At 69.8% G+C, this 26201-nt stretch carries 28 protein-coding genes; 16 read left to right on the top strand and 12 right to left on the bottom strand.

Features of this window, described 5'->3' with window-relative positions; translation table 11 throughout:
* Positions 1-45: 45 nt before the first annotated feature.
* Together ACO07H_RS01005 and ACO07H_RS01010 are read right to left on the bottom strand one after the other, a co-directional pair.
* Positions 46-210 (bottom strand): hypothetical protein, encoded by a 165-nt coding sequence (locus ACO07H_RS01005; protein ID WP_422010192.1) that lies wholly within the window; start codon positions 208-210, stop codon positions 46-48.
* A gap of 63 nt (positions 211-273) precedes the next feature.
* Positions 274-654, bottom strand: a complete 381-nt coding sequence (locus tag ACO07H_RS01010; protein WP_422010194.1) for a glutaredoxin family protein — start codon at positions 652-654, stop codon at positions 274-276.
* Between the two features lie 217 nt (positions 655-871).
* Between ACO07H_RS01010 and ACO07H_RS01015 the strand changes: the two genes are divergently transcribed.
* The 4 genes from ACO07H_RS01015 (at position 872) to ACO07H_RS01030 (ending at position 3207) form a co-directional block, all read left to right on the top strand.
* Positions 872-1495 carry a hypothetical protein gene (locus ACO07H_RS01015; RefSeq protein WP_422010196.1) on the top strand — a complete coding sequence of 208 codons (624 nt, stop codon included), beginning with the start codon at positions 872-874 and terminating at the stop codon, positions 1493-1495.
* 316 nt (positions 1496-1811) lie between these two features.
* Positions 1812-2003, top strand: coding sequence for a hypothetical protein (locus ACO07H_RS01020; protein ID WP_422010198.1), 192 nt, complete (start codon positions 1812-1814; stop codon positions 2001-2003).
* A gap of 65 nt (positions 2004-2068) precedes the next feature.
* On the top strand, positions 2069-2305 hold the full coding sequence (locus ACO07H_RS01025) for a hypothetical protein (RefSeq protein ID WP_422010200.1): 237 nt from the start codon (positions 2069-2071) through the stop codon (positions 2303-2305).
* A gap of 68 nt (positions 2306-2373) precedes the next feature.
* Positions 2374-3207 carry an HDOD domain-containing protein gene (locus tag ACO07H_RS01030; RefSeq protein WP_422010202.1) on the top strand — a complete coding sequence of 278 codons (834 nt, stop codon included), beginning with the start codon at positions 2374-2376 and terminating at the stop codon, positions 3205-3207.
* 8 nt (positions 3208-3215) lie between these two features.
* On the opposite strand, the gene ACO07H_RS01035 is transcribed toward ACO07H_RS01030, so the two are convergent.
* The 4 genes from ACO07H_RS01035 to ACO07H_RS01050 form a co-directional block, all read right to left on the bottom strand.
* Positions 3216-4340: a chitosanase gene (locus ACO07H_RS01035; protein ID WP_422010203.1), complete on the bottom strand. Its 1125-nt coding sequence runs from the start codon at positions 4338-4340 to the stop codon at positions 3216-3218.
* A gap of 13 nt (positions 4341-4353) precedes the next feature.
* A complete protein-coding gene (locus tag ACO07H_RS01040; RefSeq protein ID WP_422010205.1) occupies positions 4354-5304 on the bottom strand; it encodes a hypothetical protein in 951 nt (316 codons plus the stop codon).
* Between the two features lie 4 nt (positions 5305-5308).
* Positions 5309-5641, bottom strand: a complete 333-nt coding sequence (locus tag ACO07H_RS01045; protein WP_422010207.1) for a hypothetical protein — start codon at positions 5639-5641, stop codon at positions 5309-5311.
* Between the two features lie 99 nt (positions 5642-5740).
* Complete coding sequence (locus ACO07H_RS01050; RefSeq protein WP_422010209.1) at positions 5741-6409, bottom strand: TetR/AcrR family transcriptional regulator; 669 nt, start codon at positions 6407-6409, stop codon at positions 5741-5743.
* 124 nt (positions 6410-6533) lie between these two features.
* Here ACO07H_RS01050 and ACO07H_RS01055 point away from each other — a divergent pair, with 124 nt between their 5' ends.
* From ACO07H_RS01055 to ACO07H_RS01090, 8 genes are read left to right on the top strand one after another with little or no spacing between them, the layout of a single operon-like run.
* Complete coding sequence (locus tag ACO07H_RS01055; protein ID WP_422010211.1) at positions 6534-7850, top strand: NAD(P)/FAD-dependent oxidoreductase; 1317 nt, start codon at positions 6534-6536, stop codon at positions 7848-7850.
* Positions 7847-8623, top strand: coding sequence for a DUF1365 domain-containing protein (locus ACO07H_RS01060; protein WP_422010213.1), 777 nt, complete (start codon positions 7847-7849; stop codon positions 8621-8623). Before ACO07H_RS01055 ends, ACO07H_RS01060 begins: the two co-directional genes overlap by 4 nt.
* Before the next feature lie 2 nt (positions 8624-8625).
* Positions 8626-9882: a class I SAM-dependent methyltransferase gene (locus ACO07H_RS01065; protein WP_422010215.1), complete on the top strand. Its 1257-nt coding sequence runs from the start codon at positions 8626-8628 to the stop codon at positions 9880-9882.
* Complete coding sequence (locus ACO07H_RS01070; protein ID WP_422010217.1) at positions 9879-10439, top strand: chalcone isomerase family protein; 561 nt, start codon at positions 9879-9881, stop codon at positions 10437-10439. The genes ACO07H_RS01065 and ACO07H_RS01070 overlap by 4 nt, the downstream gene beginning before the upstream one ends.
* A gap of 13 nt (positions 10440-10452) precedes the next feature.
* A complete protein-coding gene (locus tag ACO07H_RS01075) occupies positions 10453-11724 on the top strand; it encodes an MFS transporter (protein ID WP_422010219.1) in 1272 nt (423 codons plus the stop codon).
* The gene (locus tag ACO07H_RS01080) at positions 11721-12257 is read left to right on the top strand and encodes a DUF3833 domain-containing protein (protein WP_422010221.1); all 537 of its coding nucleotides are present in this window, start codon (positions 11721-11723) and stop codon (positions 12255-12257) included. The genes ACO07H_RS01075 and ACO07H_RS01080 overlap by 4 nt, the downstream gene beginning before the upstream one ends.
* Positions 12258-12262: 5 nt before the next feature.
* The gene (locus ACO07H_RS01085; RefSeq protein WP_422010223.1) at positions 12263-13039 is read left to right on the top strand and encodes an SDR family NAD(P)-dependent oxidoreductase; all 777 of its coding nucleotides are present in this window, start codon (positions 12263-12265) and stop codon (positions 13037-13039) included.
* A 4-nt stretch (positions 13040-13043) separates the two neighbouring features.
* The gene (locus ACO07H_RS01090; RefSeq protein ID WP_422010225.1) at positions 13044-13478 is read left to right on the top strand and encodes a nuclear transport factor 2 family protein; all 435 of its coding nucleotides are present in this window, start codon (positions 13044-13046) and stop codon (positions 13476-13478) included.
* Here ACO07H_RS01090 and ACO07H_RS01095 read toward each other — a convergent pair.
* Entirely contained in the window at positions 13475-13708 is a 234-nt protein-coding gene (locus tag ACO07H_RS01095) for a DUF1653 domain-containing protein (RefSeq protein ID WP_422010227.1), read from the bottom strand. The genes ACO07H_RS01090 and ACO07H_RS01095 overlap by 4 nt on opposite strands.
* Before the next feature lie 167 nt (positions 13709-13875).
* Here ACO07H_RS01095 and ACO07H_RS01100 point away from each other — a divergent pair, with 167 nt between their 5' ends.
* From ACO07H_RS01100 to ACO07H_RS01115, 4 genes are all read left to right on the top strand, one after another.
* Positions 13876-14925 carry a S66 peptidase family protein gene (locus ACO07H_RS01100; protein ID WP_422010229.1) on the top strand — a complete coding sequence of 350 codons (1050 nt, stop codon included), beginning with the start codon at positions 13876-13878 and terminating at the stop codon, positions 14923-14925.
* Between the two features lie 448 nt (positions 14926-15373).
* The gene (locus ACO07H_RS01105) at positions 15374-16261 is read left to right on the top strand and encodes a tyrosine-type recombinase/integrase (protein ID WP_422010231.1); all 888 of its coding nucleotides are present in this window, start codon (positions 15374-15376) and stop codon (positions 16259-16261) included.
* A 22-nt stretch (positions 16262-16283) separates the two neighbouring features.
* Positions 16284-17486, top strand: coding sequence for an IS91 family transposase (locus ACO07H_RS01110; protein WP_422010233.1), 1203 nt, complete (start codon positions 16284-16286; stop codon positions 17484-17486).
* 211 nt (positions 17487-17697) lie between these two features.
* Positions 17698-18330, top strand: a complete 633-nt coding sequence (locus ACO07H_RS01115; protein WP_422010235.1) for a hypothetical protein — start codon at positions 17698-17700, stop codon at positions 18328-18330.
* 130 nt (positions 18331-18460) lie between these two features.
* On the opposite strand, the gene dacB is transcribed toward ACO07H_RS01115, so the two are convergent.
* From dacB to ACO07H_RS01140, 5 genes are all read right to left on the bottom strand, one after another.
* Positions 18461-19891, bottom strand: a complete 1431-nt coding sequence (dacB, locus tag ACO07H_RS01120) for a D-alanyl-D-alanine carboxypeptidase/D-alanyl-D-alanine endopeptidase (protein WP_422010237.1) — start codon at positions 19889-19891, stop codon at positions 18461-18463.
* Positions 19892-20042: 151 nt separating this feature from the next.
* Positions 20043-20987 (bottom strand): ornithine cyclodeaminase family protein, encoded by a 945-nt coding sequence (locus tag ACO07H_RS01125; protein ID WP_422010239.1) that lies wholly within the window; start codon positions 20985-20987, stop codon positions 20043-20045.
* Positions 20988-21077: 90 nt separating this feature from the next.
* Positions 21078-23969 carry a TonB-dependent receptor domain-containing protein gene (locus ACO07H_RS01130; protein WP_422010241.1) on the bottom strand — a complete coding sequence of 964 codons (2892 nt, stop codon included), beginning with the start codon at positions 23967-23969 and terminating at the stop codon, positions 21078-21080.
* 234 nt (positions 23970-24203) lie between these two features.
* Entirely contained in the window at positions 24204-25118 is a 915-nt protein-coding gene (locus ACO07H_RS01135) for a S66 peptidase family protein (protein WP_422010243.1), read from the bottom strand.
* Complete coding sequence (locus tag ACO07H_RS01140; protein WP_422010245.1) at positions 25097-26188, bottom strand: serine hydrolase; 1092 nt, start codon at positions 26186-26188, stop codon at positions 25097-25099. Before ACO07H_RS01140 ends, ACO07H_RS01135 begins: the two co-directional genes overlap by 22 nt.
* Positions 26189-26201 lie beyond the last annotated feature (13 nt).

Consider the following 26201-nt stretch of genomic DNA (forward strand, 5'->3'; position numbering starts at 1 on the left):
GGCCGCTGTAAAAAACAAGACTCCTTGCGGAGCCTTGTTATTCGTTCAACCCATCATGCACTCAAGCATGCACTCCTGATATTCCGGCGACCCGCGGGGGCCGGCAAATTCAATACAGGCGCGGTTGCAGAAATAGAAGTCCGGCGGATAAGCAAATGCGGCAGTAACCGCCGAGGAAAGAAAAACTGCAATTGCAATGATCTTTTTCATAACGCTCCTTGATTGTAGTTAAATTTGGCGTTTAAGCGCACGCCAGCAGCGCATTCAAAACTGTCAATGGCCACTGTTCGAGGCTCCCAACGCATCATCAAGCTCCTCGATCCAAAAGCCCTGCACGCGGCGATTCCCTATCAGCGTTGCCGGCACCGGCCCACCGCCAAGTTTCGCGTGTTGAGCCGCGGCCTCCGCAGAGTTTTGTACATCGGCAAAGACGTAGCGAACACCCTTCTTGTTAAGATATTCGCGAGTCTGGCGGCAAAAACTGCAGTCCTGTGTTCCATACACGATCGCACGGACGTCGGCTGCAGGGAAATAGGCGGCGTAATCGCCCAACTGATGGCGCACCTGCATTTTCATATGCACTCTTGGGGCGGCATATCCAACCATCAAGCCGGCCAATATAGCACCAACAAGTAAGGAGGAATTTTTGCTCAACATATTCTTCCACATGCAGATTGCAAATAGATTTCGAATCGAAACATGACCGACGCTTTTATGACGCTTAGTCTACAGATTAGATGGTTATCCAATATCCCCAAGCGCAGGGACAGGAGAACCCCAATGAGTTGATCCGTCAACGTCGGCGCGTCACTGGACGGCGCGCGTTTGCAGAGTGACGGCGCCAGCTAAAGATCGATTTATCATCCAGCCCATGTCCGCCGCCCCCCGCGACGTCGCGCAGATCCGATTGGACAACGCGATGCGGCTGTTCGAAGAGTTCGTCAGCGCCACCGTCAAACACCCCGATGCCACCGTCCTGCGCGGCCTGGAGCGGCGCTTTGCCGAACGACTGCAGATCCAGCCCAGCTACTGGAGCCAGATCAAGGGCCGCTCGCGCCAGATCGGTGAGCGCCTGGCGCGGCAGTTTGAGCAGCTCTGCCACAAGCCGCCGGGCTGGATGGACCTGGATCACCTCGATGCGGGCTCCGGGCCGTCCCAAGGCCGCGAGCCGACGTCCACGGCGGGCGGCCCCGGCATGGACAGGCGCGCCCTCGCCGGAGCGTCAGCGCCCGCGCAGGCGGGGGGCAGCAGCGACAGCCTGCCGCAGGACGACGACGAGCGCTTCATCGTCGGCCTGGTGCTGACCTACTACCGCCGCCACCCGCAGCGCGCCCGCACGCGCCTGCTGGACCTGCTCGGCGAGGTGCTGACCCCTGCCGCCACGCCAGCACCCCCGCCGGCCACCAAGCCCGCCGCACGCACGCCCCAGGACGAACTGGACGAGTGGCGCAGGCTGCAGGCCGGCATCGCCCCGCTGAAGCCCAGGAAGCGCTGAGCACCACTCGGCACTCACGAACCGCAGATCGATCTGCTCATCCGTGAGTGGACGCAAGGCGGGCCCCACGTTAGGGGGTGTTGGATAAAAGCCGCTTGCGCAAGAGCAACGTTTGTTTATCATTTGCGCAAGTCTTGTTGCTGAAGTCCCCCGCAACAGGGCGAGGTCGCACACCCCGATAGCCTCCAGCCGCCCGGCCCGCCTGCCTCGAAGCGCACGCCCCGGACAACCCCTTTGTCACCGCAAACGCTGACCCGCCCGGGTCGAGCCGCTGCATTGCCCGTCGCGCCGCGCGCGGCACCCACCGGAGCACGCCATGCCCCAGTTCACCTCTCCCCGCCCCCTGCAACTGACCCTGCGCAAGCCGCGCAATCCGCTCGTCGCGCCGGCGCTCAAACGCCAGGCCGGCCGACACCAGAGCCCCAAGGACGCCCAGGCCAAGCGCCAGCAAGCCCGCCTGGACCTGCGGCACCTGCTGCGCGAACGCTTCCCGGACGACAGCCCCTGACACGCGAGCACCGCCCGCGCCCTCATCCATGTCATGAGGGCCGGCCAGGTGCCAAGGAGACCCTCATGAGATTGATCGAATTGCGCGGCCCCGACGCCGCCGAAACCCACGCTGCCTGGGCCCGCCGCTGGCGCCGCATCAAGCGCGCCGCCCGCGCGATCCGGCTGGTGTTCTCGCCGGCCTACCGCCGCCGCCGCGCCCGCAACCAGCTGGAGTTCTACGCCGAAGCCGGCGCGCCCGAAGGGGCGCTCTACATCGACGGCCAGTTGAGCGCCCAGTTGGAGGGCGTGCGCAGACTGTGAACTGAGCCGCAAACAGGGGTCGCATGTGATGAACATGCGACCCCGCTTCGTCCTAGGATCGGCAGACCATGGCTGATCGCCTGCGACTGACTGCCCCGCTGCCCGCGCTGGATGCCTGGGTGCAGGCCTTTGCCCGGGCCGAAATCCCCGTGCTGGCCGAAACCGCGGAGTCGCTGGAGCACATGCGTGCCACCGAGGACGACGTGGACGCCAACAGCCTGGGCGAGATGATCGCGACCGACCCGCTGATGTCGCTGAAGGTGCTGGCGCACGCCAGCGAGCAGCGCCGCGGCCGGTTGATGACCGACGCCGAGACGGTGACCTCCGCGCTGGTGTTGATGGGCATCACGCCGTTCTTCCGCGATTTCGGCCCGCAGCCCACGCTGGAAGACAGCCTCGCTGACCACCACGAAGCACTGCTGGGCCTGTCGCGCGTCATGCAGCGGGCCGAGCGCTCGTCGCGCTTTGCGCTGGGTTTCGCGGCGCACCGGGCCGACCCGGACGCGGCCGTCATCCACAGCGCCGCACTGCTGCATGACTTCGCCGAGATGCTGCTGTGGGTGCACGCGCCGGCGCTGGCGCTGCAGATCGCCGCGCTGCAGGAGGCCGACCGCGCGCTGCGCAGCGCCGCGGCGCAGCGCCAGGTGCTGGGCATCGAACTGGCCGACCTGGAGCAGGCGCTGATGCACCACTGGCACCTGCCCGAACTGCTGGCGCGCATCACCGACGACAAGCAGGTGCGCAATCCCAAGGTGCGCTGTGTTTACCTGGCCGTCAGGCTCGCGCGCCACACGGCGCGTGGCTGGGACGACGCCGCCCTGCCGGACGACCTGCACGACATCGCCGAGCTGCTCAACCTCAGCCAGGAACACACGCTCAAGCTGCTTCGCGAGTTCGACTGACGCGGGCGTCAGGCGGCCAGCGTCGCGATCAGCGCCACATCGGCCATGCCGGTGGCGGCCAGGCCGTGGGCGATCTGGTATTCCTTCACGCTCCGCTGCGAGGTCTGGCCGAAGACGCCGTCGGCGACGATGTCCAGGCCTTGCTGCGACAGGCCGAGCTGCACCAGGCGCACGTCCAGGCCGCGCTGCAACGGGTCCGCCAGGCCCACCACGCGGCTGCCGGGCTGCGGGCCGTCGTAGCAGTTGGGCGGCGTGGCGTTCAGGCTGGCCAGCGAAATCTCCTGCCCACGCACGACCAACGGCAGCGGCAGGCCCCAATAGCCCTGGTCGATGAGGCGCTGGAAAGCGTCCATGCGGTACACCGTGGGCCGCAGGCTGGGGTTGCTGTTGCCGGCCATCCAGGCGCGACGCGTCCTCACGTAGGCCGCCACCCAGGCGGCCTCGCCGAGCGCATCGACGCTGCCCTGCTCGTCGTTGACACGCTTGCTCAACGGCGCCCAGGAGCCGTGGATCAGGCTGTCGTAGACGACGGCGACACCGAGCGCGGTGCGCAGGCCGAGCCGGCGCGCCGCGGCCAGCGCGGGCGTCCAGTAGACCTCGTCGAAGAACGCGTCCTGCGTCTCGCGCATGACATGGTCGTCGGCGCAGGCCCGCAGCAGGTTGTGCAGCAGCGCGTCCACGTCCACGCTGGGGGCCTGTTGCTGGAGGGCGGGCAGCCAGGGCTGCAGCCGCGTGCCGAAGCGCGCACCGGCGTTCGCGCAGTAGCGCGCCAGCAGCTCGTACAGGTTGCCCGAGGTCAGCGAGGTCTGCGACCGGCCATAGGTCAGGCGGCCCTTGTCGTTGGCCATCACCGTGACCTGGCCGTAGTCGCCCAGCACGCGGCCGGTCTCGAACAGGTTGACGATGGCACGTGCCGTCAGGCCCTGCGTGGGCGTGAGGCTGGCCGCAGGCGGTGCCGCAGCAGCGGCGGCCAGCGGCGCGGCGACGGCGGCAACGGCAGCCGGCCACTCGTAGCTCAGCGTGCACAGGCCGTTGGCGGCGGGCGTGCAGCCCAGCACGCGGTAGCCGGCGGCCTCGAAGCGCTGGCGGAACTCATCGCAGCGGTCGCACGGCACGTTCATGGAAGTCGGCATGGCGGTCTCCTCGTCATTGCGGCTGGGCCAGCGCGCAGGTGCGTTGCTTGTGGAAGGCGAGTGCGTCACCGAAGGCGTCGCTGTCGCCGACCCGCAGCGACAGCAGCTCGCCATACAGTCGCCGCTGCTCGGCGATGCCGGTGGCCGCGCGGATGCGCGTGGCAGCGCCAGCATCCGGGAACAGGCCCAGGTCCTCGGCGTTGTTGACGACACGGCCGAAGGCGCCCTCGGGCACCCTGCCGGCGCAGGCCAGCACGTCCAGCGCCAGCCGGCCCTGCCGGCGCTCGCGTTCGTTGAAGGCCGCCACGTCGCCCATCGCGGCCTCGGCGTTCTTGCGGAACAGGCTGCGGATCTCGGGCCGCGCCGCCAGCGCCTCGGCCGCCTTGCCGGTGGCGAAGTACTGGGTCACCGCCAGGTTCGCCTTGGCGTCGGTGGCGACCGCGCGCGCACCGGCATCGCTGTCGATGCTGGCCAGCACCGCGGGATGGCAACTGGCGCTGACCGGCACGATGGCCAGCTCCTTGCGCTTGTAGCCCAGCGTGAACGCGTTGGGCAGTCCGGCGCTCTCGGAGAAGCCGACCTTGAGCCCCAGCGTCGTGCCGGTGGCGAAGAACAGCGGCGGACCGGCGCGCCCGTCGTCGCAGCGCGAGGCTGGGCCGGGCGGCGGCGGGGTGCCGTCCTGCAGCACCAGCGCCGCGGCCGGCCCGCCGGCGAAGACCTGCTTCACCTCGCGGCTCAGCCCCTTGCCGCTGGTCTGCAGGTAGCCGGTGACGGGATACACCACGCCGTCGTCCGCCCGAGGCCCGGCATAGCCCTCGGCGCGGTCGAAGGCAATGCTGATGCTGGCGGGCGTCGCATCGGCGTCGATGATGCTCAGCGACGTCTTGGTCACGAAGACCGCGTCGCGGGTGGCACAACCGGCCAGCAGGCCGGCGACGAGGACGAAGACAAGGCGGCGCGGCATGACATCACTCCTTGGTCGTGGCGTGCGGGGGCTGCGGCTGGGGCTGCAGGGCCTGCATGGGGTCCAGCAGCAGGTCGCGGCGCAGCAGCGCGTCCTGGCGGATGGCGGCCAGCGTCATGTCGCTGTAGCCCAGCACCAGGCCGCCACCCAGCCGCGTGCCCTGCGTGAGCGCCACGCCCACCGTGCGCAGGCGCAGGCTGTCCGCCGCGACGTCGCCAACCGCGGGTGGCAGCGTCAGCGCGACGAAGCCGACGATGTGTCGCGTGCCGTCCGCATCGACGCTGAGGTGCGAGCAGCCCGTCAGGGCCAGGGGCAGCAGCAAGCAGGCAAGGCGCATCGTGGCTCTCCGCAGGGGAGCGCCACCATAGACGCCGCACTGCAGGGCCGCGACCTTAATGCTGTGGACGATCCGCCTGCGGCGGCTGTGTTCTGCGTGCTAGGCGGGCCGCCAGGCCGGCAGCGTCGCCGAGCCGTGCCCGGACAGGCCGTCGAAGGTCGTGGACAACACCCAGGCCAGGATCTGCTCGTGCGTGTACTGGCCGGAGTCCTTCAGCAGCGCGACGACCGGGTCGCAGGCGCGCGCGAACAGCGTGTAGAGCACGAGCTCGGGCGGCAGCTGCGCGTTGAGCTGCCCGCCGGTCTGGGCTTCGGTGATCCAGATGCTCAGCCGGTTGCTGAGCGCGATCAGCCGGTCCATGTAGGCGTCGTTGGACTGCAGCGACGCACTCAGGCTGGAGTTGTGAGCCGGCAGCGACGGCATCTCCGCGTCCAGCTGCGTCTGCATCGCCCAGCGCACGACCGCCTTGAGCTGCTCGATGGCGGGCAGCGGCCGGCCGACTTCTGCCGCATGGTCCGCATGGCTGCGCAGCGTGTCGACAAAGGCCAGCGCCCGGTCCAGCACGCCCACCATTGCCGCGCCGGCCAGCTCTTCCTTCGACGTGAACAGCTTGTAGAGGCTGGCTTTGGCCAGGCCCGCCTCGGCCGCCACTTCGTCCACCGTCATCGCGTCGTAGCCCTTGCTGGCCAACAGGCGGTTCACGGCGCTGACGATGGCGTCCTGGCGTACGCGCTGCAGTTGGTCTCGGATCGAAGGACGGGCACCCATGGGGCCATTCTAGACCGGCAAGGGCTTGTCACAAACTTGTTGGTGCATTTTTCATACTGCTGAGTTATGGTGTGAACTAATCAGTTCAGATTTCGATCTGGCAAGTTCAAACCAGAGGTGCTCCATGCGTCGAATCGCAGTCGTCGGGTCAGGAATCGCAGGCTTGTCCGCGGCATGGCGCATCGCGACAGCCCCCGGCGGTCACCAGGTCACGCTGTTCGAGGCCGATGACCGCCTGGGCGGCCATGCGCACACCGTCGACCTCACGCTGGGCGGCGTCACGCATGGGGTGGACACGGGCTTCCTCGTCTACAACCAGCGCACCTATCCGCTGCTGACGCGGCTCTTCGCGGACCTGGGCGTGGAGACGGCGGCCTCGGACATGTCGTTCTCGGTGCAGGTGCCCAAGCCGGACGGCTCCGGGCTGGAGTGGAGCGGCAGTTCGCTGCGCACCGTGTTCGCGCAGCCGCGCAACGTCGTGCGGCCCAGCTTCTGGCGCATGCTGGCAGAGATCGTGCGCTTCAACCGGCTGGCGACCGAGCTGGCCGAGCGCGGCAGCGACGCCACGCTGCAGGGCGCCATCGGCGACTTCCTGGACGAACACCGCTTCGGGCAGGGGTTCCGCGAGGACTACCTGCTGCCGATGATCGGCTGCATCTGGTCCTGCCCCACCGACCAGGCGCTGAAGTTCCCGCTCAGCACGCTGATCCGCTTCTGCCACAACCACGGGCTCATCCAGATCGCCGACCGGCCACAGTGGTACACGGTGCGCGGCGGCTCACGCGAATACGTGCGGCGGCTGGCGGCGCGGCTGCCGGACGTGCGCGTGAGCACGCCCATCCTCGGCATCCAGCGCGCCGCGCACGAGGTGCGGCTGCTGACCTCTCAGGGCAGCGAGGTCTTCGACGGCGTCATCCTGGCCTGCCACAGCGACCAGGCGCTGGCGCTGCTGGACCCCGGCGCCAGCGCCGACGAGCGCGCCGTGCTCGGCGCCATCCGCTACCAGCCCAACACCGCCGTGCTGCACAGCGACGCCAGCGCGCTGCCGCAGCGCCGCGCCGCCTGGGCGGCCTGGAACTACGAACGCGCCAGCGACGCGGCCCGCGAGCAGTCGCAGGTCTGCCTGCACTACCTGCTCAACCAGCTGCAGCCGCTGCCCTTCGAGCAACCCGTCGTCGTGTCGCTGAACCCGGTGCGGCCCATCGCCGATCACCTGGTGCACCGTCGCTTCGACTACAGCCACCCGGTGTTCGACCTGGCCGCCATGCAGGCCCAGGGGCGCATCGGCGCGCTGCAGGGCCGGCAACGCACCTGGTTCTGCGGCGCCTGGTGCGGCTACGGCTTCCATGAAGACGGCCTGCGCGCGGGCTTCGAGGCCGCAGACGGCGCCCTGGCCGCGCTGAACACGCGGGCGCCACAGCCCGAACGGAGCGCGGCATGACGCTTTCCGCCCGGCCGCTGATCGGTGTCGGTGCCGTGTGGCACAGGCGCCTGCGGCCTGTCGTGCACGAGTTCCGCTACGGCACCTACTTCCTGCTGCTGCCGCTGCGCAGCCTGCGTGCGCAGCCCGCCGCTGAACTCAACCGCAACCGCCGCGGCTGGCTGAGCTTCCACGACCGCGACCACGGCGAAGGCGGCGTCGACGCGCTCGACTGGTTCGACCAGCTGCTGGCCCGCGAAGGCATTGCGGATGCCGACGGCGAGGTCTGGCTGCAAACCTTCCCGCGCGTGCTCGGTTACGCCTTCAAGCCCGTCAGCTTCTGGTATGCGCACCGCGACGACGGCTCACTGGCCGCCGTGGTGGCCGAGGTCAACAACACCTTCGGCGAGCGCCACCTCTACCTGCTGGCGGGGCCGGACCTGGCCTGGGGCCGCGAGCAGACCGCGCAGAAGGTCTTCCACGTCTCGCCGTTCTGCGCGGTCGAGGGGGACTACAGCTTCCGCTTCGAGCGCCAGACCGACGCCGCCGGCGTGCCCGCCCACACGCTGGCGCGCGTGGACCTGCACGACGCGCAAGGCCCGCTGCTGCAGACCAGCGTGGCCGGTGCGCTGGCCCCGCTGAACGCCGCCAGCATCCGCCGCGCCTTCTTCGGCATGCCGTTCATGACGCTGGGCGTCGTGGCGCGCATCCACCTGCACGCGATCCGTTTGTGGACGAAGCGCGCACCTTATTTCTCCAAACCCCGCGCGCCCCAGCATTTCGTGAGCCGATAAGCATGAGCAACCCATCCGCACTCACCGCCGCCCCCCAACTGACCCAGTCGCCCGCCGCCGCCCGCCGCGTGCTGCGCCTGCTCGAACGGCTGCCCATCGGCCAGTTGGAGCTGCGGCTGCCCGACGGCAACCTGCTGCGCCTGCCTGCCGACGCCGCACCCCATCAGGAGCACCACGGCGTGCTGCAGCTGCACGACTGGGCGATGTTCGAACGCACGCTCAAGTCGGGCGACATCGGCTTCGCCGAGAGCTTCATCGCCGGCGAATGGGACAGCCCCGACCTCGCCCAGCTGCTGCGCCTGGTGCTCGCCAACCGCGATCACATCGAGGGCGTCATCTACGGCAGCTGGTGGGGCCGGCTGGGCCACCGACTGCGTCACCTGATGCGCCGCAACTCCAAGGCGGGCAGCGAGCGCAACATCCACGCGCACTACGACCTGGGCAACGACTTCTACCGCCTGTGGCTGGACCCGAGCATGAGCTACAGCTCGGCGTGGTTCGAAGGCCGCGACCCGAGCGGCGCGGACCTGCTCGCCGCGCAGCAGGCCAAGACGCACCGCGCACTGCGCGAGGCGGGCGTGACGCCGGGCGCGCGCGTGCTGGAGATCGGCTGCGGCTGGGGCGGCCTGGCGGAGATCGCGGCGCGGGACTTCCGCGCCCAGGTCACCGGCATCACGCTGTCGGCCGAGCAGCTGCGCTGGGGGCAGGCGCGCATGCGCGACGCCGGGCTCGACGAGCGCGTGCAGCTGCAATACCTGGACTACCGCGACCTGCCGGCGCGCCACGCGGCCGAGCCGTTCGACGCGGTCGTGTCCATCGAGATGTTCGAGGCGGTGGGCCACGAGTACTGGGCCGGCTACTTCCAGTCGCTGAGCGCCTGCCTGAAGCCGGGTGGCCGCGCCTGCATCCAGAGCATCACCATCCGCGACGACCTGTTCGACCGCTACCGCCGCTCGACCGACTTCATCCAGCAGTACATCTTCCCGGGCGGCCTGCTGCCCAGCCCGTCGGCCTTCGAGGCCGAGGCGCGCAAGGCCGGCTTCATCGTCGAGAACCGGCTGGCGTTCGGCCGCGACTACGCCGAGACGCTGCGCCGCTGGCGCGACGCCTTCATGGCGCGCCTGGACCTCGTGCAGCGCCAGGGCTTCGACCGGCGCTTCCAGCGCATCTGGCAGTTCTACCTCGCCTACTGCGAGGCCGCCTTCGACACCGGCAACACCGATGTCATGCAGTTCACGCTGCGAAAGCCTGGCCCATGAAAACCGACCGCCGCTCCCTGGCCCGCATCGCCGCCGCCGCAGCCCTCAGCCCACTCGCCATGTCCGACGTCATCGCCGAACCCCAAGCGCCCACCGAGCTGCGCGCGCTGCTGCCGCAGACCCGCCTGCAGGGCTCCGGCGTGCTGCGCTTCTTCGGCCTGCGCGTGTACGAGGCGCGGCTGTGGACGGCGCCGGGCTTCGAGGCCGACGGCTACGAACGCCATGCCTTCGGGCTGGAGCTGGTCTACGACCGCAAGCTCGAAGGCGCGGCCATCGCCGAACGCTCCGTCGCCGAGATGCGCCGCGTCGGCAGCTTCGACGACGCGACGGCCAAGCGCTGGCTGGCGCTGATGCAGCGCGCCTTCCCCGACGTGGTCGCCAACGACCGCCTGCTGGGCTTCAACGACGGCAAGGGCGAGGTGCAGTTCTTCCACAACGGCAAGCCGACCGCGCAGACGACGGACGCCGAGTACGCCAGGCTCTTCTTCGGCATCTGGCTGGCCCGGCAGTCGTCGGCGCCCGCCTTGCGCGAATCGCTGCTCGGCACCACGCGCTGAACCCGGCGCCGCCATGACCGCATCCACCGCCCCCGGCTTCGACTTCAGCTGGCGCCGCGGGCTGGCCTATGGCGTGCTGGGCGCGCCGCTGGCGTTCGTGTCGCTGCCGCTGTACGTGAACCTGCCCTACCACTACGCATCGGTGGTGGGCGTGCCGCTGGCGACGCTGGGCGCGGTGATGCTGGCCGTGCGCCTGCTGGATGCGGTCGTGGACCCGGCGCTGGGCCGCCTGGCCGACCGGCTGTTCCGGCGCGGCGCCGGTACCGCCTGGCGCGCCGCCGCGCTGGGCAGCCTGGTGCTGGCGCTCGCGTTCGCGGCGCTGTGGCGGCCGCCGGCAGGCGCCGTGCTGCCGTGGCTGGTCGCCGCGCTGATGGTCTGCACGCTGGCCTACAGCGGCGTCAGCATCCTGCACCAGAGCTGGGGCACGCGCTGGGGCGGCGGGCCGGAGCTGCGCGCCCGCGTGGCCGGCTGGCGCGAAGGTTTCACGCTGGCCGGCGTGCTGCTGGCCAGCGTGCTGCCGACCTGGCTGGGCTGGACGGCCACCAGCGCCGCGCTGGCGGTGCTGTTGGCCGTGGGCCTCGCCGGCCTGCAGGGGCTGACCCGCGTGCGTGCGGCAGAACCCGTCACGGCCGCCGGGGCGGGTGCATCACCCTGGCAGCAGCCGGCCTTCCGCCAGCTGCTGGCCGTGTTCATGCTGAACGGCATCGCCAATGCGATCCCGGCCACGCTGCTGCCCTTCTTCATCGCCGACCGGCTGCAGGTGCCCGGCTGGCAGGCGGCGCTGCTGCTGGGCTACTTCGGCGCCGCCGTGATTGGCCTGCCGCTGTGGGTGCGCGCCGCCGGGCGCTGGGGCGTGGCGCCGGTGTGGCGCGCCGGCATGGCGGCCAGCGTGCTGGCGTTCACCGTCACGCCGTGGCTGGGCGCAGGCGACGGCGCTGCCTTCATGGCCGTGTGCCTGTGCAGCGGCCTGGCGCTGGGCGCGGACCTGGCGCTGCCCGGCGCGCTGCTGACCGGCGTCATTCACCAGGGCGGCAGCGGCTGCCGTGACGAAGGCGTCTACCTGGGCTGGTGGACCTGCGCCACCAAGCTGAACCTGGCGCTGGCCGCAGGCCTGGCGCTGCCGCTGCTGGCCGCCGCCGGCTACCGCAGCGGCGGCACCGACCCGGCCGGCCTGCAGGCCCTGGGCTGGGCCTATGGCGGCCTGCCCTGCCTGCTGAAGCTGGCCGCCGCCGCAGCGCTGTGGCGCGCGGAACGCATCAACCCAAGCTGGAAGGAACGCGGATGAACAAGACGACACGTCGAACGGCCCTGCTCGCCACCGCAGCGCTCGCGCTGGCCGGCTGCGCCGGCCCCACCGTGCAGGACTACGCGGCCGAATCGCCGACGCTGGACCTGCGCACCTTCTTCAACGGCAACCTCACCGCCAAGGGCCTGTTCACGGACCGGTCCGGGCGCGTCGTCAAGCGCTTCACGGTGGCGATGACGGGCCGCTGGGAGGGCGACAACGGCACGCTGGACGAGCACTTCCAGTACAGCGACGGCACGACGCAGCGGCGCCTGTGGCGCCTGAAGGCGCTGGGGGGCGGCCGCTACAGCGGCACGGCGGACGACGTCGTGGACCCCGCCGAGGGCGCCGCCGCCGGCAACGCCTTCCACTGGACGTACACGCTGGCGCTGCCGGTGGACGGCCGCGTCTGGAATGTCGCGCTGGACGACTGGATGTTCCTCGTCGACGACCGCACCATCCTCAACCGCTCCGCGATGAGCAAGCTCGGGCTGCACCTGGGCGACCTGACGCTGGTCATCGCCAAGGACTGAACGACATGGCACTGAATCCGACACTGCAGGACTGGCAGGGCCGCTGGGTGTGGATCGTCGGCGCGTCGTCGGGCATCGGCCGGGCGGCGGCCGCGGCACTGCACCGGCAAGGCGCCCGCGTCATCGTCTCGGCGCGCGGGGCCGACGCGCTGGACAGCTTCGCCCGCGAGCACCCGGGCAGCGTCGCGCTGCCGCTGGACGTGACGCGGCACGACGACATGCGCGCCGCCGCCCAGGCCGTGCAGCAGCACGCACAGGGCGCGCCGGCGCTGGTCATGTACTGCGCCGGCCACTACCACGCGCTGCGCGCCACCGGCTTCGACCATGCCGACATGCTGCGCCACCTGGACGTCAACTACACCGGCGTGCTGCACCTGCTGGACGCCGTGCTGCCGATGCTGATCGGCGCCGGCAGCGGCCACCTCTGCCTGGTCGGCAGCGTGGCCGGCTACCGCGGCCTGCCCAACTCGCTGGGCTACGGACCCACCAAGGCGGCGCTGAACAACCTGGCCGAGAACCTCTACCTGGACCTGCACCCGCTGGGCCTGGGCGTGTCCATCGTCAACCCGGGCTTCGTCGAGACGCCGCTGACGGCGCAGAACCAGTTCCACATGCCGGCGCTGATCTCGCCGGACGAGGCCGCCGGCCACATCCTCAAGGGCTGGGCCAAGGGCCGCTTCGAGATGAACTTCCCGCGCCGCTTCACGGCCTGGATGCGGCTGCTGCGCTGCCTGCCCGACAGCTGGTACTTCGCCGCCGCCAGCCGCGTCACGGGCGCCTGAGCCCATGACCTCGGACGCCCGCACCGCCCGCCTCGTGGACGCCTATGCGCGCCTCACGCGCGACAACCTGCCCGCGCTGCTGGCGCTGTACGACGAACAGGCCGCGTTCAAGGACCCGTTCAACGACGTGTGCGGCCGCGACCGCATCGCGCGCATCTACGTGCAGATGTTCGACGAGCTGCGCGAGCCGCGCTTCGTCGTGCACACCGCCGTCTGCGAAGGCGACGACGCGGTGCTGACCTGGACCATGCACTTCCTGCGCGAGGCCGGTGCGCCCATGACCATCCGCGGCGCGACGCACCTGCGCTTCTCGCCGGCCGGCTTGGTCAGCGTGCACCGCGATTACTGGGACGCGGCCGAGGAGCTGTACGCCCAGCTGCCCGTGCTGGGCTGGCTGATGCGCGCGCTGCAGCGCCGTCTGGCGACGCGCCAGCCCTAGACCGGCGCGAAGCGCGGCTGCTCGACGCCGTCGACGACCACGCTGCCGACGAACATCCCGTGCGGCCGCACCCACCAGCCGCTGTCGTCGTACAGCGGCCGGTACACGACCAGCGGCTCCCGCGTCTCGCTGTGGCGGGCGACGGCCAGCACCTCATACTCGCCGCCCTTGTAGTGGCGGTAGCGGCCGGGTGCGAGGGGCGGCAGGGTGGGCAGGTCGGAGGTGCTCATGCCTGCATTGGACACGCCCCCGGCGCACCGCTGCGCCGGGGCGCGCTGCCCGGAGGCCGCCCACCGCAGGCGTTAACGCGGCGGCATGGCTGCCGGCGCGATTGGCATCCGCCACCGGCGCGGGCCACGCACACAATGCAGCGCGATCCACGCTGCCCGCCCACGCCATGCCCACCTCCCGCCGCCAACTCCTGCACCTCAGCGCCACCGCAGGCCTGCTCGCCGCCCAGGCGGGCCAGGCCAGCCAGGCTACCGCGCCGGCCGCCGGCCCGCTGCGCGCGCGCCGCCTGCGCCCCGGCGACACGCTGGGCCTGGTCAGCCCCGCCAACGCCACCTTCGAGCGCGAGCCGCTGAAGATCGCCATCGAGTCGCTGCAGGCGCTGGGCTTCAAGGTCAAGCCCGGCCAGTTCGTCTCGGCGCGGCGGGGGCCCTTCGCCGGCACCGACGAGCAGCGCGCCGCCGACATCAACGCCATGTTCGCCGACGACGCGGTGGCCGGCGTCATCGCCATGACCGGCGGCTCGGGCTGCAACCGCATCGTCGACAAGCTGGACTACGAACTGATCCGCCGCAAGCCCAAGTTCTTCGGCGGCTTCAGCGACCTGACCAGCCTCGTCAACGCCATCCACCAGCAGACCGGCCTCGTCACCTTCCACAGCCCGGTGGCCGCGTCGGAATGGAACGACTACTCCGTGCAGGCCTTCAAGGGCGTCGCGATGAACGCCGAGGCCGCCGTGCTGCGCAACCCGGTGGTCAAGCCGGCCGACGACCTCGTCGCCCGCGAGGAGCGCATCTCGACGATCCGCCCCGGCCGCGCGCAGGGGCCGCTGGTGGGCGGCAACCTGACCGTGCTGGCCTCGCTGGCTGGCACGCCCTACTTCCCGGACTGCCGCGGCGCAATCCTGTTCCTGGAAGACATCAACGAGTACATCTACCGCATCGACCGCTGTCTCTCCACGCTGCGGCTGTGCGGCGCGTTCACGCAGGTGGCCGGCGTCGTGCTGGGCCGCTTCACCAAATGCGAACCCGGCGACGGCTACGGCAGCCTGACGCTGGACGAGGTGTTCGACGACTACCTCCTGCCGCTGAACGTGCCCGTCTACCGCGGCGCGGCCATCGGCCACATCAAGCGCAAGCTGACCGTGCCGGTGGGCGCGCCGGCGGAGATGGATGGTGAGGCCGGCACGGTCCGGCTGCTGGCGCCGGCGGTGGTGTAGTCACGTGAGGCAGCGGGCGGCTTGCTGCCGCCATGGCCAGCCGATCACCAAGCGGCCTCGCTTGACCCACGCACCTGCGCAGGTCGTGGCGTGCGCGGCGGCGCGCATGGCCGTCTTTGCCAAGTGCGCCCTAACATGCCGCTGGCGGCACCCCTGAGCGGCTTCTGCGCGACGAAACTTGTCACAACACGCCGCTTTTGTCGGAAATTTAATGACCGTTTCGCCCGTCAATTTCGTGAGAAATCTTTGATGAATCAACCAGTTGCCGCAGGCTCGCGAGCATGTTTGATGGCGCAGCGTGCTTGCTTGAACAGCACGCCGTGTCTCCCGAGAACACGTTGAACTAAACCGCTGACGCGGTGGTTTTCCGGCTGGGAAGCCGGTGAGGTTTGAGCGGCGTACCTTGACTGAGGCGGGCATGTGCCCGAGCGGATCAAGGAGAGCCGACATGGCTGCCATCACCCCAAGCTCGATCAGCCCGCTGCGTCAGCGCATGCTCGACGCACTGCAGTTGCGCGGCATGGCGCTGCGGACTCAGGAGACCTACATCGACGCTGTGGCTCGCCTGGCGAGGCACTACCGCCGCAGCCCCGAGCTGCTCACTGCCGAAGAGGTGCAGGCCTATCTGCTTTACCTGCTGCGCGAGCGCCATCTCGCCCGCGCCAGCCTGAACCTGTACGGCTGCGCATTCCGCTTCCTCTACCGCATCGTGCTGCAGTCGCACGAGCAGTTCCAGATTCCGCTGGGCCCGGCGCCCCACGCCCTGCCCGAAGTGCTCGCCCGCGAAGAACTTGCGCGGCTGTTCGAGTGCGCCAGCCACGCCAAGGCGCGCAGCTTCCTGAGACTGGCCTACGGCACCGGACTGCGCGTGTCGGAGCTGTGCCACCTGCGCGTCGAACACATCGACAGCCACGCCGACCGCATGTGCATCCACGTCGTGCAGGGCAAGGGCGGCAAGGACCGCCTCGTGCCGCTGAGTCCCGACACCCTGGCCGTGGCGCGTGCCTGGTGGCAGATCGCCCGGCCACGCGGCTGGCTGTTCAGCACCCTGCGCGATGCCGAGCAGCCCTTGGACATCGGCATGGCCCAGCGCTGGTACCGCCGCGCCTGCGCTCACGCCGGCATCACCAAGCGCGGCGGCATCCACACCCTTCGCCACTGCTACGCCACGCACCTGCTGGAAGCCGGCGTGGACCTGCACAACCTGCAGCAGTGGCTCGGCCACAGCCACATCAGCACGACCATGCGTTACCTGCACCTGGCCCGCCCGGATGCGCCCGACCTGGCCCGCCGCCACCCCCTGGCCCTGTTGAGCACGCTGCCCACGCTGCACTGAGCGCGGCCCCGCCGAGCCGGCCATGGCCACCACGCTGGCCGAAGTGCTGCGCCGCTTCGGGCCCGAGTACCTGCGCATGCACACACCGAGCAGCGCGCAGGCCCGTGCCTGGCGCGCCATCGTTGCCTGCCGCACGCCGGCCCTGGGTGGTGAACGCCTGCGCTGCGACGGCTGCCACGCCGAACACTGGCGCTGGCACAGCTGCCGCAACCGCCACTGCCCGCAGTGCCAGAGCCGCCAGCGCGATGCCTGGCGCGCCGCGCGCTTGGGCGAGTTGCTCAACGTGCCCTACTGCCACCTTGTCTTCACCCTGCCGCACGAACTCAATGCGCTGGCCGCCACCCACGCGCGCTGGGTTTACGACACGCTGATGCACGAGGCCGCCGCCACGCTCAGCGACTTCGCCGCCAACCCGCGCTGGCTTGGCGGCACGCCCGCCTTCACGCTGGTGCTGCACACCTGGACACAGGACCTGCGCCGGCACCTCCATGTGCATGCGCTGATGGCTTGCGGTGCGCTGCGCCAGGGTGAGGGCGGGAGCTCGGCGATGACCTGGATCACGCCCACCCGCAGCGAGCGCTTCCTGTTCCCGGTGCATGCGCTCAGCCGCGTCTTCCGAGGCAAGTTCATGTCTGCGCTGCAGGCGGCTGAACAAGCAGGCAAACTGCCCCGCGACCCCGCCGATGCGCGTCAACGCCGCGACCGTCAAGCGGTCCTGCGCCGTCACGACTGGGTCGTCTATGCCAAGACCCCGCTGACCGGTCCGGCCGCGGTGCTGGACTACCTCAGCCGCTACACCCACCGCACAGCCATCGGCAACGAGCGCCTGGTGGACATCCAGGACGACAGCGTGCGGCTGCGAGTGCGGGCCGACAACCACGGCGGCAAGCGCACGATCGCCATGCCAGGCCAGCAGTTCATCGGCCGGCTGCTGCAACACGTGCTCCCCGGCGGCTTCAAGCGCATCCGGCACTACGGGCTGCTGGCGCCGTGCGCCAAGACCGAGCGGCTGGCACAGGCGCGGCGGCTGCTGGCCATGCTGGCGGCCAACCCACGAGCCCGGGAGGACGCCAGCGCCTTCATGCAGCGCGTGGCCGGCATCGAACTCAACACCTGCCCCCACTGCCAAGGCCGATGGCGCGTGGTGGAGCAGCGCAGCGCAGACATGCCGGCGCTCGCCGCGATGCTGCAGGTGCCGCATGCGGGTTGCCGGGGGCCGCCATGATCGCCGGCGGTCGGAGCTGGGGAGTGAGCAGGCGCGGTGATGGCGCCGGCGCCAAGCCGTGCCCGCAGCGGGCGAGCCCGCCGCGCACCCAGTGTCGCCCGCGGATGGGCGCGCTTGGCAAGGCGTCGCGGCGGCCGGACGCAGCCAGGGGCGCCGGCAGTGGCATTTGCAGGCCCGGCCAGGGTGAATCCGCACTGGGCCCACAGGGGCGTTGAACCTTACATTCCCCTTTATCTCAACGACTGCCGCCCACCTCGGGGCGGCGGTTCAGTCCAACAGGTTTATCCGCCGCTGCCATGCCTGCACGTCTTCCAACCTCGCCTGGGCGGCGGATAAACGCTATTCGTTAGACCCCATGAATGCAATTCTTGACGCCGCGAGCACTTGGTTCTTCGAGTCAGCGAACCATGCTTTGAATGGTTCGCTGGAAGTCAGTCTGGTCGAGGGGATCAAGGGCTCGGAGCGGCAATTTGTTGAGGTGGGGGAGGATCGACTAGGCCCATATTTCCCGGTCACGGTGGAGCCGAAAAGCCGATGTGTGCTCGTAGAGTTCCCGGCGTGCAAAGCCTTCTTTGTGTACGACGAGTCGTTCGATCAACCAGATCCTGGCCTTGAGAAGAAGCAAGGCCGAGTTCTCTTTGAGGCTTCGTCATCGTCCTTCCGAACCTTCGTCGAGTCGAGAACTTCTCTCGCGAAGCTGGCGGAATCGCCGGCCCTGGAGTTCGTGCTCTGCTGCGAGGACAGAATCATCCACGTCCTGGCGGACGCCACACCGACGGTTCACTTGTTGAGTCGGGCACCAGATCTTCAGGTAGAGAGAACGCAAACATGGTCGGCAAGCTAGTGGTTGCGGTGCTGGGGTCTAACCAGTCGCTCGAGCGGACTCGCGTCGGCAAGCCGCCGCTCGCGACTCAGCTTCAACGTTGAGCGCGCTCAACAGCGCGGCATGACCGTGGCCCTGGCCGCCAGCCCCCTCACCGCTGCCCCGCCACCCATTCCACCAACGCATCCAGCACCGGCCTTCCCTTGGCGCCAGCCTGCGGGTGGTTGACGAGGCCGACGAACACCCAGAGCCGGCCCGACGCGTCGGGCACGAAGCCGGCCAGGCCCACGGCGTCGCGCAGGGTGCCGGTCTTCAGGCGGGCGCGGCCGTGGGCGGGGCTGTCCTTGAGGCGGCGCGACATCGTGCCGTCCAGGCCCGCGATGGGCAGCGTGCCCAGCAGCTCGGGCGCCTGCGCACCGGCCTGGCCCGCGCGCAGCACGCCGGCCAGCAGCGCGGGGCTGACGCGCTCGCTGCGTGACAGGCCTGAACCGTTGTCCAGCACCAGCGGCGCGGTGTCCACGCCATGCGTGGTGAGCCAGTCGCGCACGACGCGCTCGGCGGCCACCAGCGTCGCTTCGCCCGGCTGCGCGGCCTGCGCGCCCAGCTGCAGGTAGACCAGCCGCGTCAGCGCGTTGTCGCTGCTCTTCATGACGCCGCGCAGCACCTCGGCCAGCGGCCGGCCGCGGTGGCTGGCCAGCACGACGGCGCCGGCCGGGGCGGCGGCCTCCACGTCGCCCGGCCCCATCGTGCCGCCCAGCTCAGTCCACAGCTGGCGCACGGCATGCGTCACCAGCCATTGGCGGTCCACCAGTTGCAGCGGCGCACGCTGGCGGCAGCCGGCGGGGAAGGCGCCGTGCAGCGCCAGCCGCCGCGCGTCGCCCTCGGCCGTCAGCGCGGCAGGCTTCCAGTCCTCATCCCAGTCCTTGCAGGCGCGGGCGGACAGCGTCATCGCACTGGCATCCACCGTCAGGCCTTGCAGCGCCGGCAGGCTGCGCACGGCCACGCGGCCATCGGCCGCCTGCAGTTCGTAGTCAAGCAGGCTGCCGTTCAGGTGCAGCGCGTCGGGGATGACGTTGTAGGCGAACTCGGGCGCCTCGTCGAAGGGCGGCAGGCCGATGTCCAGGCGCGTCGGGTTGAACAGCGTGCGGTCCACGACCAGGCCGCCGCGGATGTCGCGCACGCCACTCTCGCGCAGCTGGCGCAGCAGCCACCACAGCGCCGGCCAGTCGAGGTCGGGGTCGGCGCCGCCGCGCAGGATCAGCGGGCCGTCGATGACGCCGTTGCGCGCCGGCGCCGCCGCCAGCAGCTCGGTGCGGCCGCGGTGGTTGATGCCCAGGGTGTCCAGCGCCACGGTGGCGGTCACCAGCTTCATCGTCGAGGCCGGCGCCATCGCGTCGTTCGCCCGGCGCTGCAGCGCGGGCCGCGAGCCGTCCAGCGGCTGCAGCACGAAGCCCAGGCTCTCGGCGGGCAGGCCGGCCTTGTCCAGCGCGGCCTGCACGGGGTCGGGCACCGGGGCGACGGTGACACAGCCTGCCAGCAGCAGCGCCAGACCCGCCGACAACGCGACCCACCGCGATGACATGGTTCTCGGGCCGAGCGCCGGGCCGCTCCCAGGCCGGCCCCGTGGGCGATGTGTTGGCGGCTCGATGTCGCAAGCATCGACGTCCCCCCGGGGGACCGGCTGGGGTCGCGCGCGTTCAGCGGTGCGAGACCGGGCGAGGGGCAGCGTCATTTCAGCAGGCTCCCAGCCGGTGGGCCACCAGGCGGGCCAGCGCCACGTCCTCCAGGCCGATGCCGACGCTCTTGTAGACGACGATGTCCTGCGCGCCGCGCGGGCGCGGGGTCACGATCAGCTCGCCCAACTCGGCCACGCGCTCCGGCGCGACGGTGCCCGGCGCGGCCAGGATCAGGTCGCCCGCCTCCTGCTGCGCGGCGGTGTGCCATTCGACGGCGACGAGCGCGGCGCGGCCCAGCAGCGTGTCGTCCAGCTCGCGCGCCTTGGCGGTGCTGGACCCCACGGCGGCGACGAAGGCGCCGGGCTTGACGCGGGCGCCGTCGAACAGCGGCACGGGCGAGCGGGTGGCCGTGGCGATGACGTCGGCCTCGGCGGCGGCGGTGGCGGCATCCACCGCGCGCGCGGGCAGGCCGAGCATGGCCTCGATCTCGCGGGCGAAGTCTTCGCCGCCGCTGCGCGCGCACACCAGCACCCGCTCGAAGCGGCGCACCTGCGCCAGCGCCTGCACGTGCGCGCGGCCCTGGATGCCGGCGCCGAACACGGCCAGCGTCTTCGCATCGGGCAGCGCCAGCAGGTCGGCCGCAACGGCGCTGGCCGCGGCGGTGCGCAGCCGCGTGAACTCGTTGGCCTCCAGCGTCGCCAGCGCCTCGCCGGTGGTGGCCGAGAACAGCGTGACGACGAAGTGGTAGCGCCCGTTGCGGGCCGAATAGACCTTGGTGCCGAGCACGGCGGGCAGGTCGCCGTCGGCCGTGGTGTCCGCCTCGAGGATGGCGCCCATCGCGCTGATGGCGAGACTGGCCCCGCCGATGGGCGCCGTCGCGCGGTGGCGGGCCAGCACCTGGGCCTGGCCGCGGCCGTGCTGGGCGAAGGCGGCACGCAGTGCGGCGATGGCGCCGGGGAGGTCGAGGACGGCGGCGACCTGGGCTTCGGTGATGGACTGCATGGCTGAGGACAGAAGGACGCCGCGGCGCGTGTGCGGGTCGGAAGATGAAAAAGCCCCCGTGAGGGGGCTTGGGCAAGAGGCCGGAAAAGCTTACTCCGTGGCCCAACGGAACGCGATGCCCCAGGTGCGACCGCGCGGATCCGCGACGCGAGGATCCCAACCGGCGCCGGCGGCGCTGTCGATGTTGTGCCAGGTGAACGGCGGCTGCTTGTCGGTCAGGTTGATGACGGTGCCGGTCACGGTCAGGCCCTTGATGCCGCTATAGCTGCCCACCAGATTGAACGTCGAGTAAGCGTTCACCGTGCGTGTGTAAGGCTGGTTGGTCGTGTAGTTGGCGCCGCCGGCAGCCAGAGGGCCGCGGTTTTGGTCTTCGTAGCGGTCACGGTAGATGCCAGACAGCGTCACGTTCCACGGGCCGGTGCGATAGCCCAGGCTGGCGTTGACACGCCAGGGCAGGTAGAGCGTCGTGTTGTTCCACTTACCCACGTACTCGATGACGGGCGCGTTCTCGCGCGTCTGCTCCTTGGCGCTGATCATCTTCGTGCCGTTCAGCGACGCGGTGAAGCGGCCGTCCAGCGCGTCAAACATCTGTACCAGGCCGAAGTCCACACCCTTGGTTTTGCTGCCGGCGGAATTGACCCAGCCAGCCTGGATGTATTGGACGATGTTGGTGGCCGGATCACGAACGAAGTAATCCTTGTAGACGTCGTAGTTTGAGATCATCTCGCTCGTGCTCAACTGGCGGATTCGATCGCTCATGCTGATCTGCCAGTAGTCCACGGTCGCCTGGAAGTCCTTGTTGGGCGCGAACACGAAGCCGGCGGTGGCCTGGCGGGACGTCTCGGGTTTCAAGGCCGGGTTGCCGCCCGCGCGATAAGGCATGCTCAGGCGGGCGCATTGCGAAGCGTCGGTCGGGTTGTTGACATCCGCACACAACACTGGATCGCGGAATTGCCCCGTCAGTTGGGACTCGACCACGCCCTGGTTGATCTGCTGCGGCGTCGGCGCGCGGAAGCCGGTATTGGCCGAGGCCCGCAGCAGCACCGTTTCGATGGGCTGGTATTTGACGCCGATCTTGGGGTTCGTCGTGCCGCCGATGACTTGGTAGCGGTCGTAACGCGCTTGCAGCGTGACCTCCATGTCTTTGATGGGGCGCGTCACCAATTCGCCGAACACGGCACCTACCTTGCGCGACAGGCTGGGCGACGAGCTGTTGCCCGGGCAGCCGAACGTCAGTGCGGCGTTGTCGTAGGTCGCCAGCGTCGTACCGGTGATGCTGTCGACGCAGAGGAAGCCCGTCGAGCCCGAGAACGCATAAGACTCCTGGCGCGCGTTGACACCAAGCGCGAACTCCACCGGACCGGCAAGGAAATTGCCTATCGGGCCGGATATCGTGGCGTCAAACTGTTTGACGCTGGTCTTGCCGTCGTAGATCTTGCCACGCATCTGCATGGCTTCGAAGGCAGCGACGACGTCTGCTGTCTGAGTCTGACCTGCCGTGATGAACGGGTTGTACTTGCCTGACGCGAGCAAATCCACCAGCTTCTTCGTGTTGGGGAAGCCATTGATCAGCGTCGCAGAACTCTTGGATTCGCCATAGCCGGCGCCCACGGAGTAGTCCAGTTCACCGATGCTGCCTTCCAGCGCCGTCTGTACGCGCAGATTCTTCGTCTCGTTCTCACGGACTCGCAGACCGAGGTCGTTCAGGAAGTTGACGCGATAGGCAATGGGCAGCGTCGGATCGAACTGAGCCGCGTTCACCAACTGCTTCATGTTCAGGTAGTACGGGCTGGTGGGGTAGAGCAGCGTGTTGGACCTCACGCCGCTTGCCGAAACCGTGTTGCCCGTGCTGATCTGTATCGACGAGTATTCGCCGCGGTTCTTGACGTCCGACGCCAACACTTCGACGGAGGCTCGATGGTTGTCGTTGATGTTGAACGTGCCACGCAGCATGCCGTTCACGGAGTCCTGCGGCGAGCTCAGCATGTAGTTTCGACCGTAGTCGCGCGCGCATCGATAGGTCGCGTTGGCCTTGGTGTAGCCGAGCAGATCCCAGATCTGGATGTTCGGCGCCATGGGCACCTGGTTAGGGATGGACTCGCACTCGCCGCGGATGGCGAGCAGGTTCAGGTTGGTGTAGCGAGTGGTGTCGCCAGTGTTGCCTACCATCGTGCCCGCAGTGCCCAGTGCCGTGCCCGTTTGGTTGATGATGTTGGCGTGGACTGAGCTCGAGCTGTCGGGCGTGAGGAACAGGTCGGGCTGGTAGCCCGTAGCCCAGGAACGATCCGTGCCGCGCAGAATGCGCTTGTTGTCCACCGTCAACGTGGCCATCAGATTGAAACCGTCACGAGTCAGATCGCCCCAGCCGAAGGAGCCGGACAGCCGAGCCGTCTGGCCCCCCCCCGACGCCTCCGGGGTGAAATAGCTGCCACTCAACGACGCACCCTGGTAGCTTGTCTTCGTGATGAAGTTGATGACACCACCGATGGCGTCTGTGCCGTAGATGGCTGAGGCACCGTCCTTGAGCACCTCCACCCGTTCGATGGCATCCATCGGGATGGAGTTCAGGTCCACCGCACCGCCGCTCATGCCGTGCGTGGCAATACGGCGGCTGTTGAGCAGCACCAGCGTGCCGTTGGGGCCAAGGCCGCGCAGGTTGGCGAAGTTCGCTCCGCCATAGGTCTTTTCGCCGTCACCGCCGAACACCGCGTTGTTGGTGACCTGGTTGGTCTGGCCGCCAACGTTGGCGGCCAGGCTGTCGACGATCTGGTCGATGCTGGTCAGGCCCAGTTGGCGGATCTGCGTGGCCGTCATCACCTCGATGGGCATGGCCTTCTCGTCGGCCAAGCGCTTGATGCTCGAACCGGTGATGGTGATCTTCTCAAGCTTCTGTCCGGGCTGTGCGTCGCCGGCCGCTTGGGCCAGCGACGCTCCGCTCAAGCACAGCAGCGTTGCTGCACAGGCGATTCGAGTCAGCTTCATCATGTACTCCTGCAAAGAAATGCGTTGACACGATGATTGCCACAGCCCGAGCGGCGCACCAGAGGGACGTTCCTCGGTCGTGGCTTTCAACACGATCACGCTTTGCGAACGTGGCATAACCTGCGTGAATGGGGTGGCGCCCTCCGACCGTGCCCAGCGACGGCGGCAACAGGGCCGCGCCCGCTCGACGCGCTGCCAACCGCTCAGTTGCGGGCAGCGACAGAACGGCTCATTTCAGGCCAGGGTCAACGTGCCGGCCGCGACGTCCATGTCGGCGACGACGCCCAGCGGCAGCGGCCGGTTGGGCTGGCCGTGGCCCGACGGCCAGCCGGCCAGCACGGGGCAGCGCAACGTCGGCAGGTGGTCGGCCAGCACGGCGTCGGGCGGCTCGGCGCCGCTGACGCTGCCCAGCACCAGGCCGGCGATGCGGCCCAGCACGCCCGACAGGCGCAGCTGCGTCAGCATGCGGTCCACGCGGTAGGGTTCTTCGCTGATGTCCTCGATGAACAGCAGCGCGCCGTCCACGTCGGGCAGGTAGGGCGTGCCCAGCAGCGCGCAGAACATCGCCAGGTTGCCGCCGATCAGCGTGCCGCGTGCGCGGCCGCCGTGGTTGAGCGGGTGCGGGGCGGCATGGCCGATGACATCGCCCGAGCGCCAGCCGCGCGCCAGGCGGTCGAACAGCGCCTCGGTGTCGGCCGCCGATCCCGGCAGGCCCCAGTCGCTGGCCGGCATGGGCGCGTGCAGCGACGCGATGCCGGCGCGCGTGCGCAGCGCATGCAGCACGGTGAGGTCGCTGTAGCCGATCAGCAGCTTGTCAGCCGCCGCCAGCCGGTCGAGGTCGAGGCCGTCGAGCAGGCGGATGCAGCCCGAGCCGCCGCGCAGCGCGAGCACGGCGTCGAACCGCGGGTTGCCGAAGGCCGCCTGCACGTCCGCCAGCCGCACGTCGTCGGGTGCGGCGAGGAAGTCCAGCGGTCCGTGACCCTGTTGACTGCCGAAGCAGCTCGGCAGCAGCGTGGGCGCATAGCCGCGCTCACGCAGCCAGCCTTCGACCGGATCGAGCCGGCCGGGTCGGGGCGGGCCGGCCGGCGCGATGACGGCGATGCGGGCGCCGCGCGGCAGCGGCGGGATCAGGAATGGGTGGTCAGCCATGCGTGGATGCTCGCGCCCAGCGCCGGCAGCTTCCACGTGGTCGCCGCATCGGGGTGCGGCGCGTAGCGGCTGCCGAGGCTGGTGGTGATCGCGATCAGGTAGTGGAGGTCGCCGTCGTGCACGATGCCGGCGTCGGCGCTGTAGTTCTGCGTGTTGCCGGTCTTGTGCGCGAAGCGCGCCGTGCCCGGGATGCCCGGCACCCAGCCCGGCAGCGCGCGCAGCGACTCGCTGTTCAGGATGTGGTGCAGCTGCTGCGCGTCCAGCGCGCGGCGGATGACGGCGCGGCTGGCGTCGCTGACCAGCGGTGGCTGAACAGGCGCGTCGGCATCCACCCGCCACATCAGCCGCAGCGCGTCCCAGGCCGTCATCTGGATCTGCCCCACGCCCGAGCCGGCGCCATTGCCCCAGCCGCCATCGGGCTGGGTGTTGGCGATCATCAGGCCCGGCAGGCCTTGCGCAGCGAACAGATCGTGCAGCTCGTTGTGCACCTCCACGCCGCCTTCGCGTCGGATGGCGCCGCGCGCATGCAGGTGGGCCACCAGCGCCGACGTCGCCTCGTTGCTGCTGACGGTGATCATGTCGAACAGCCAGTCGCCCACGGGCCGGGTCTTGTCGGCGTAGAGCAGGGGCAGCGCCCAGTCGCTGCGGCCGGCGTCCACGAGCCGGCCGATGCCGACGGCCACCATCGTCTTCAGCAGCGACGCCGGGTACGGCGCGACGAACCGCGGCCCGCTGCCGAACCAGGCGGGGAAGTCGATGCGGGACCAGTCCGAACCGGGCAGCCACGCGTAGGAATCGCCGGCCGCGTTGCGCACGTCGGCGTGGAAGCGGATGTTGCCGACGGCGCCGAACTCTCCCGCGAAGTGCGCCACCAACCCCTGCGGCTGCTCGCGCGAGAACAGCACGTTGGCGCAGACCGGCGCGCCGCCACGCGGGAACACCGCCACGGCCAGGTCGATGCTCGGGTGCCAGCCCAGCGGCGCACCGTGCTGCAGGCCGTCGGCCGTCGTCTCGAAGCGCTGCGCCAGCACGGCCGCGCGCAGCGCCTGGGCGAGGTCGTCGGGCGTCATGGCAACAGCGCTT

Origin of the sequence: Roseateles sp., from assembly GCF_965229315.1 — a bacterium.
Classification (GTDB): domain Bacteria; phylum Pseudomonadota; class Gammaproteobacteria; order Burkholderiales; family Burkholderiaceae_C; genus Pelomonas.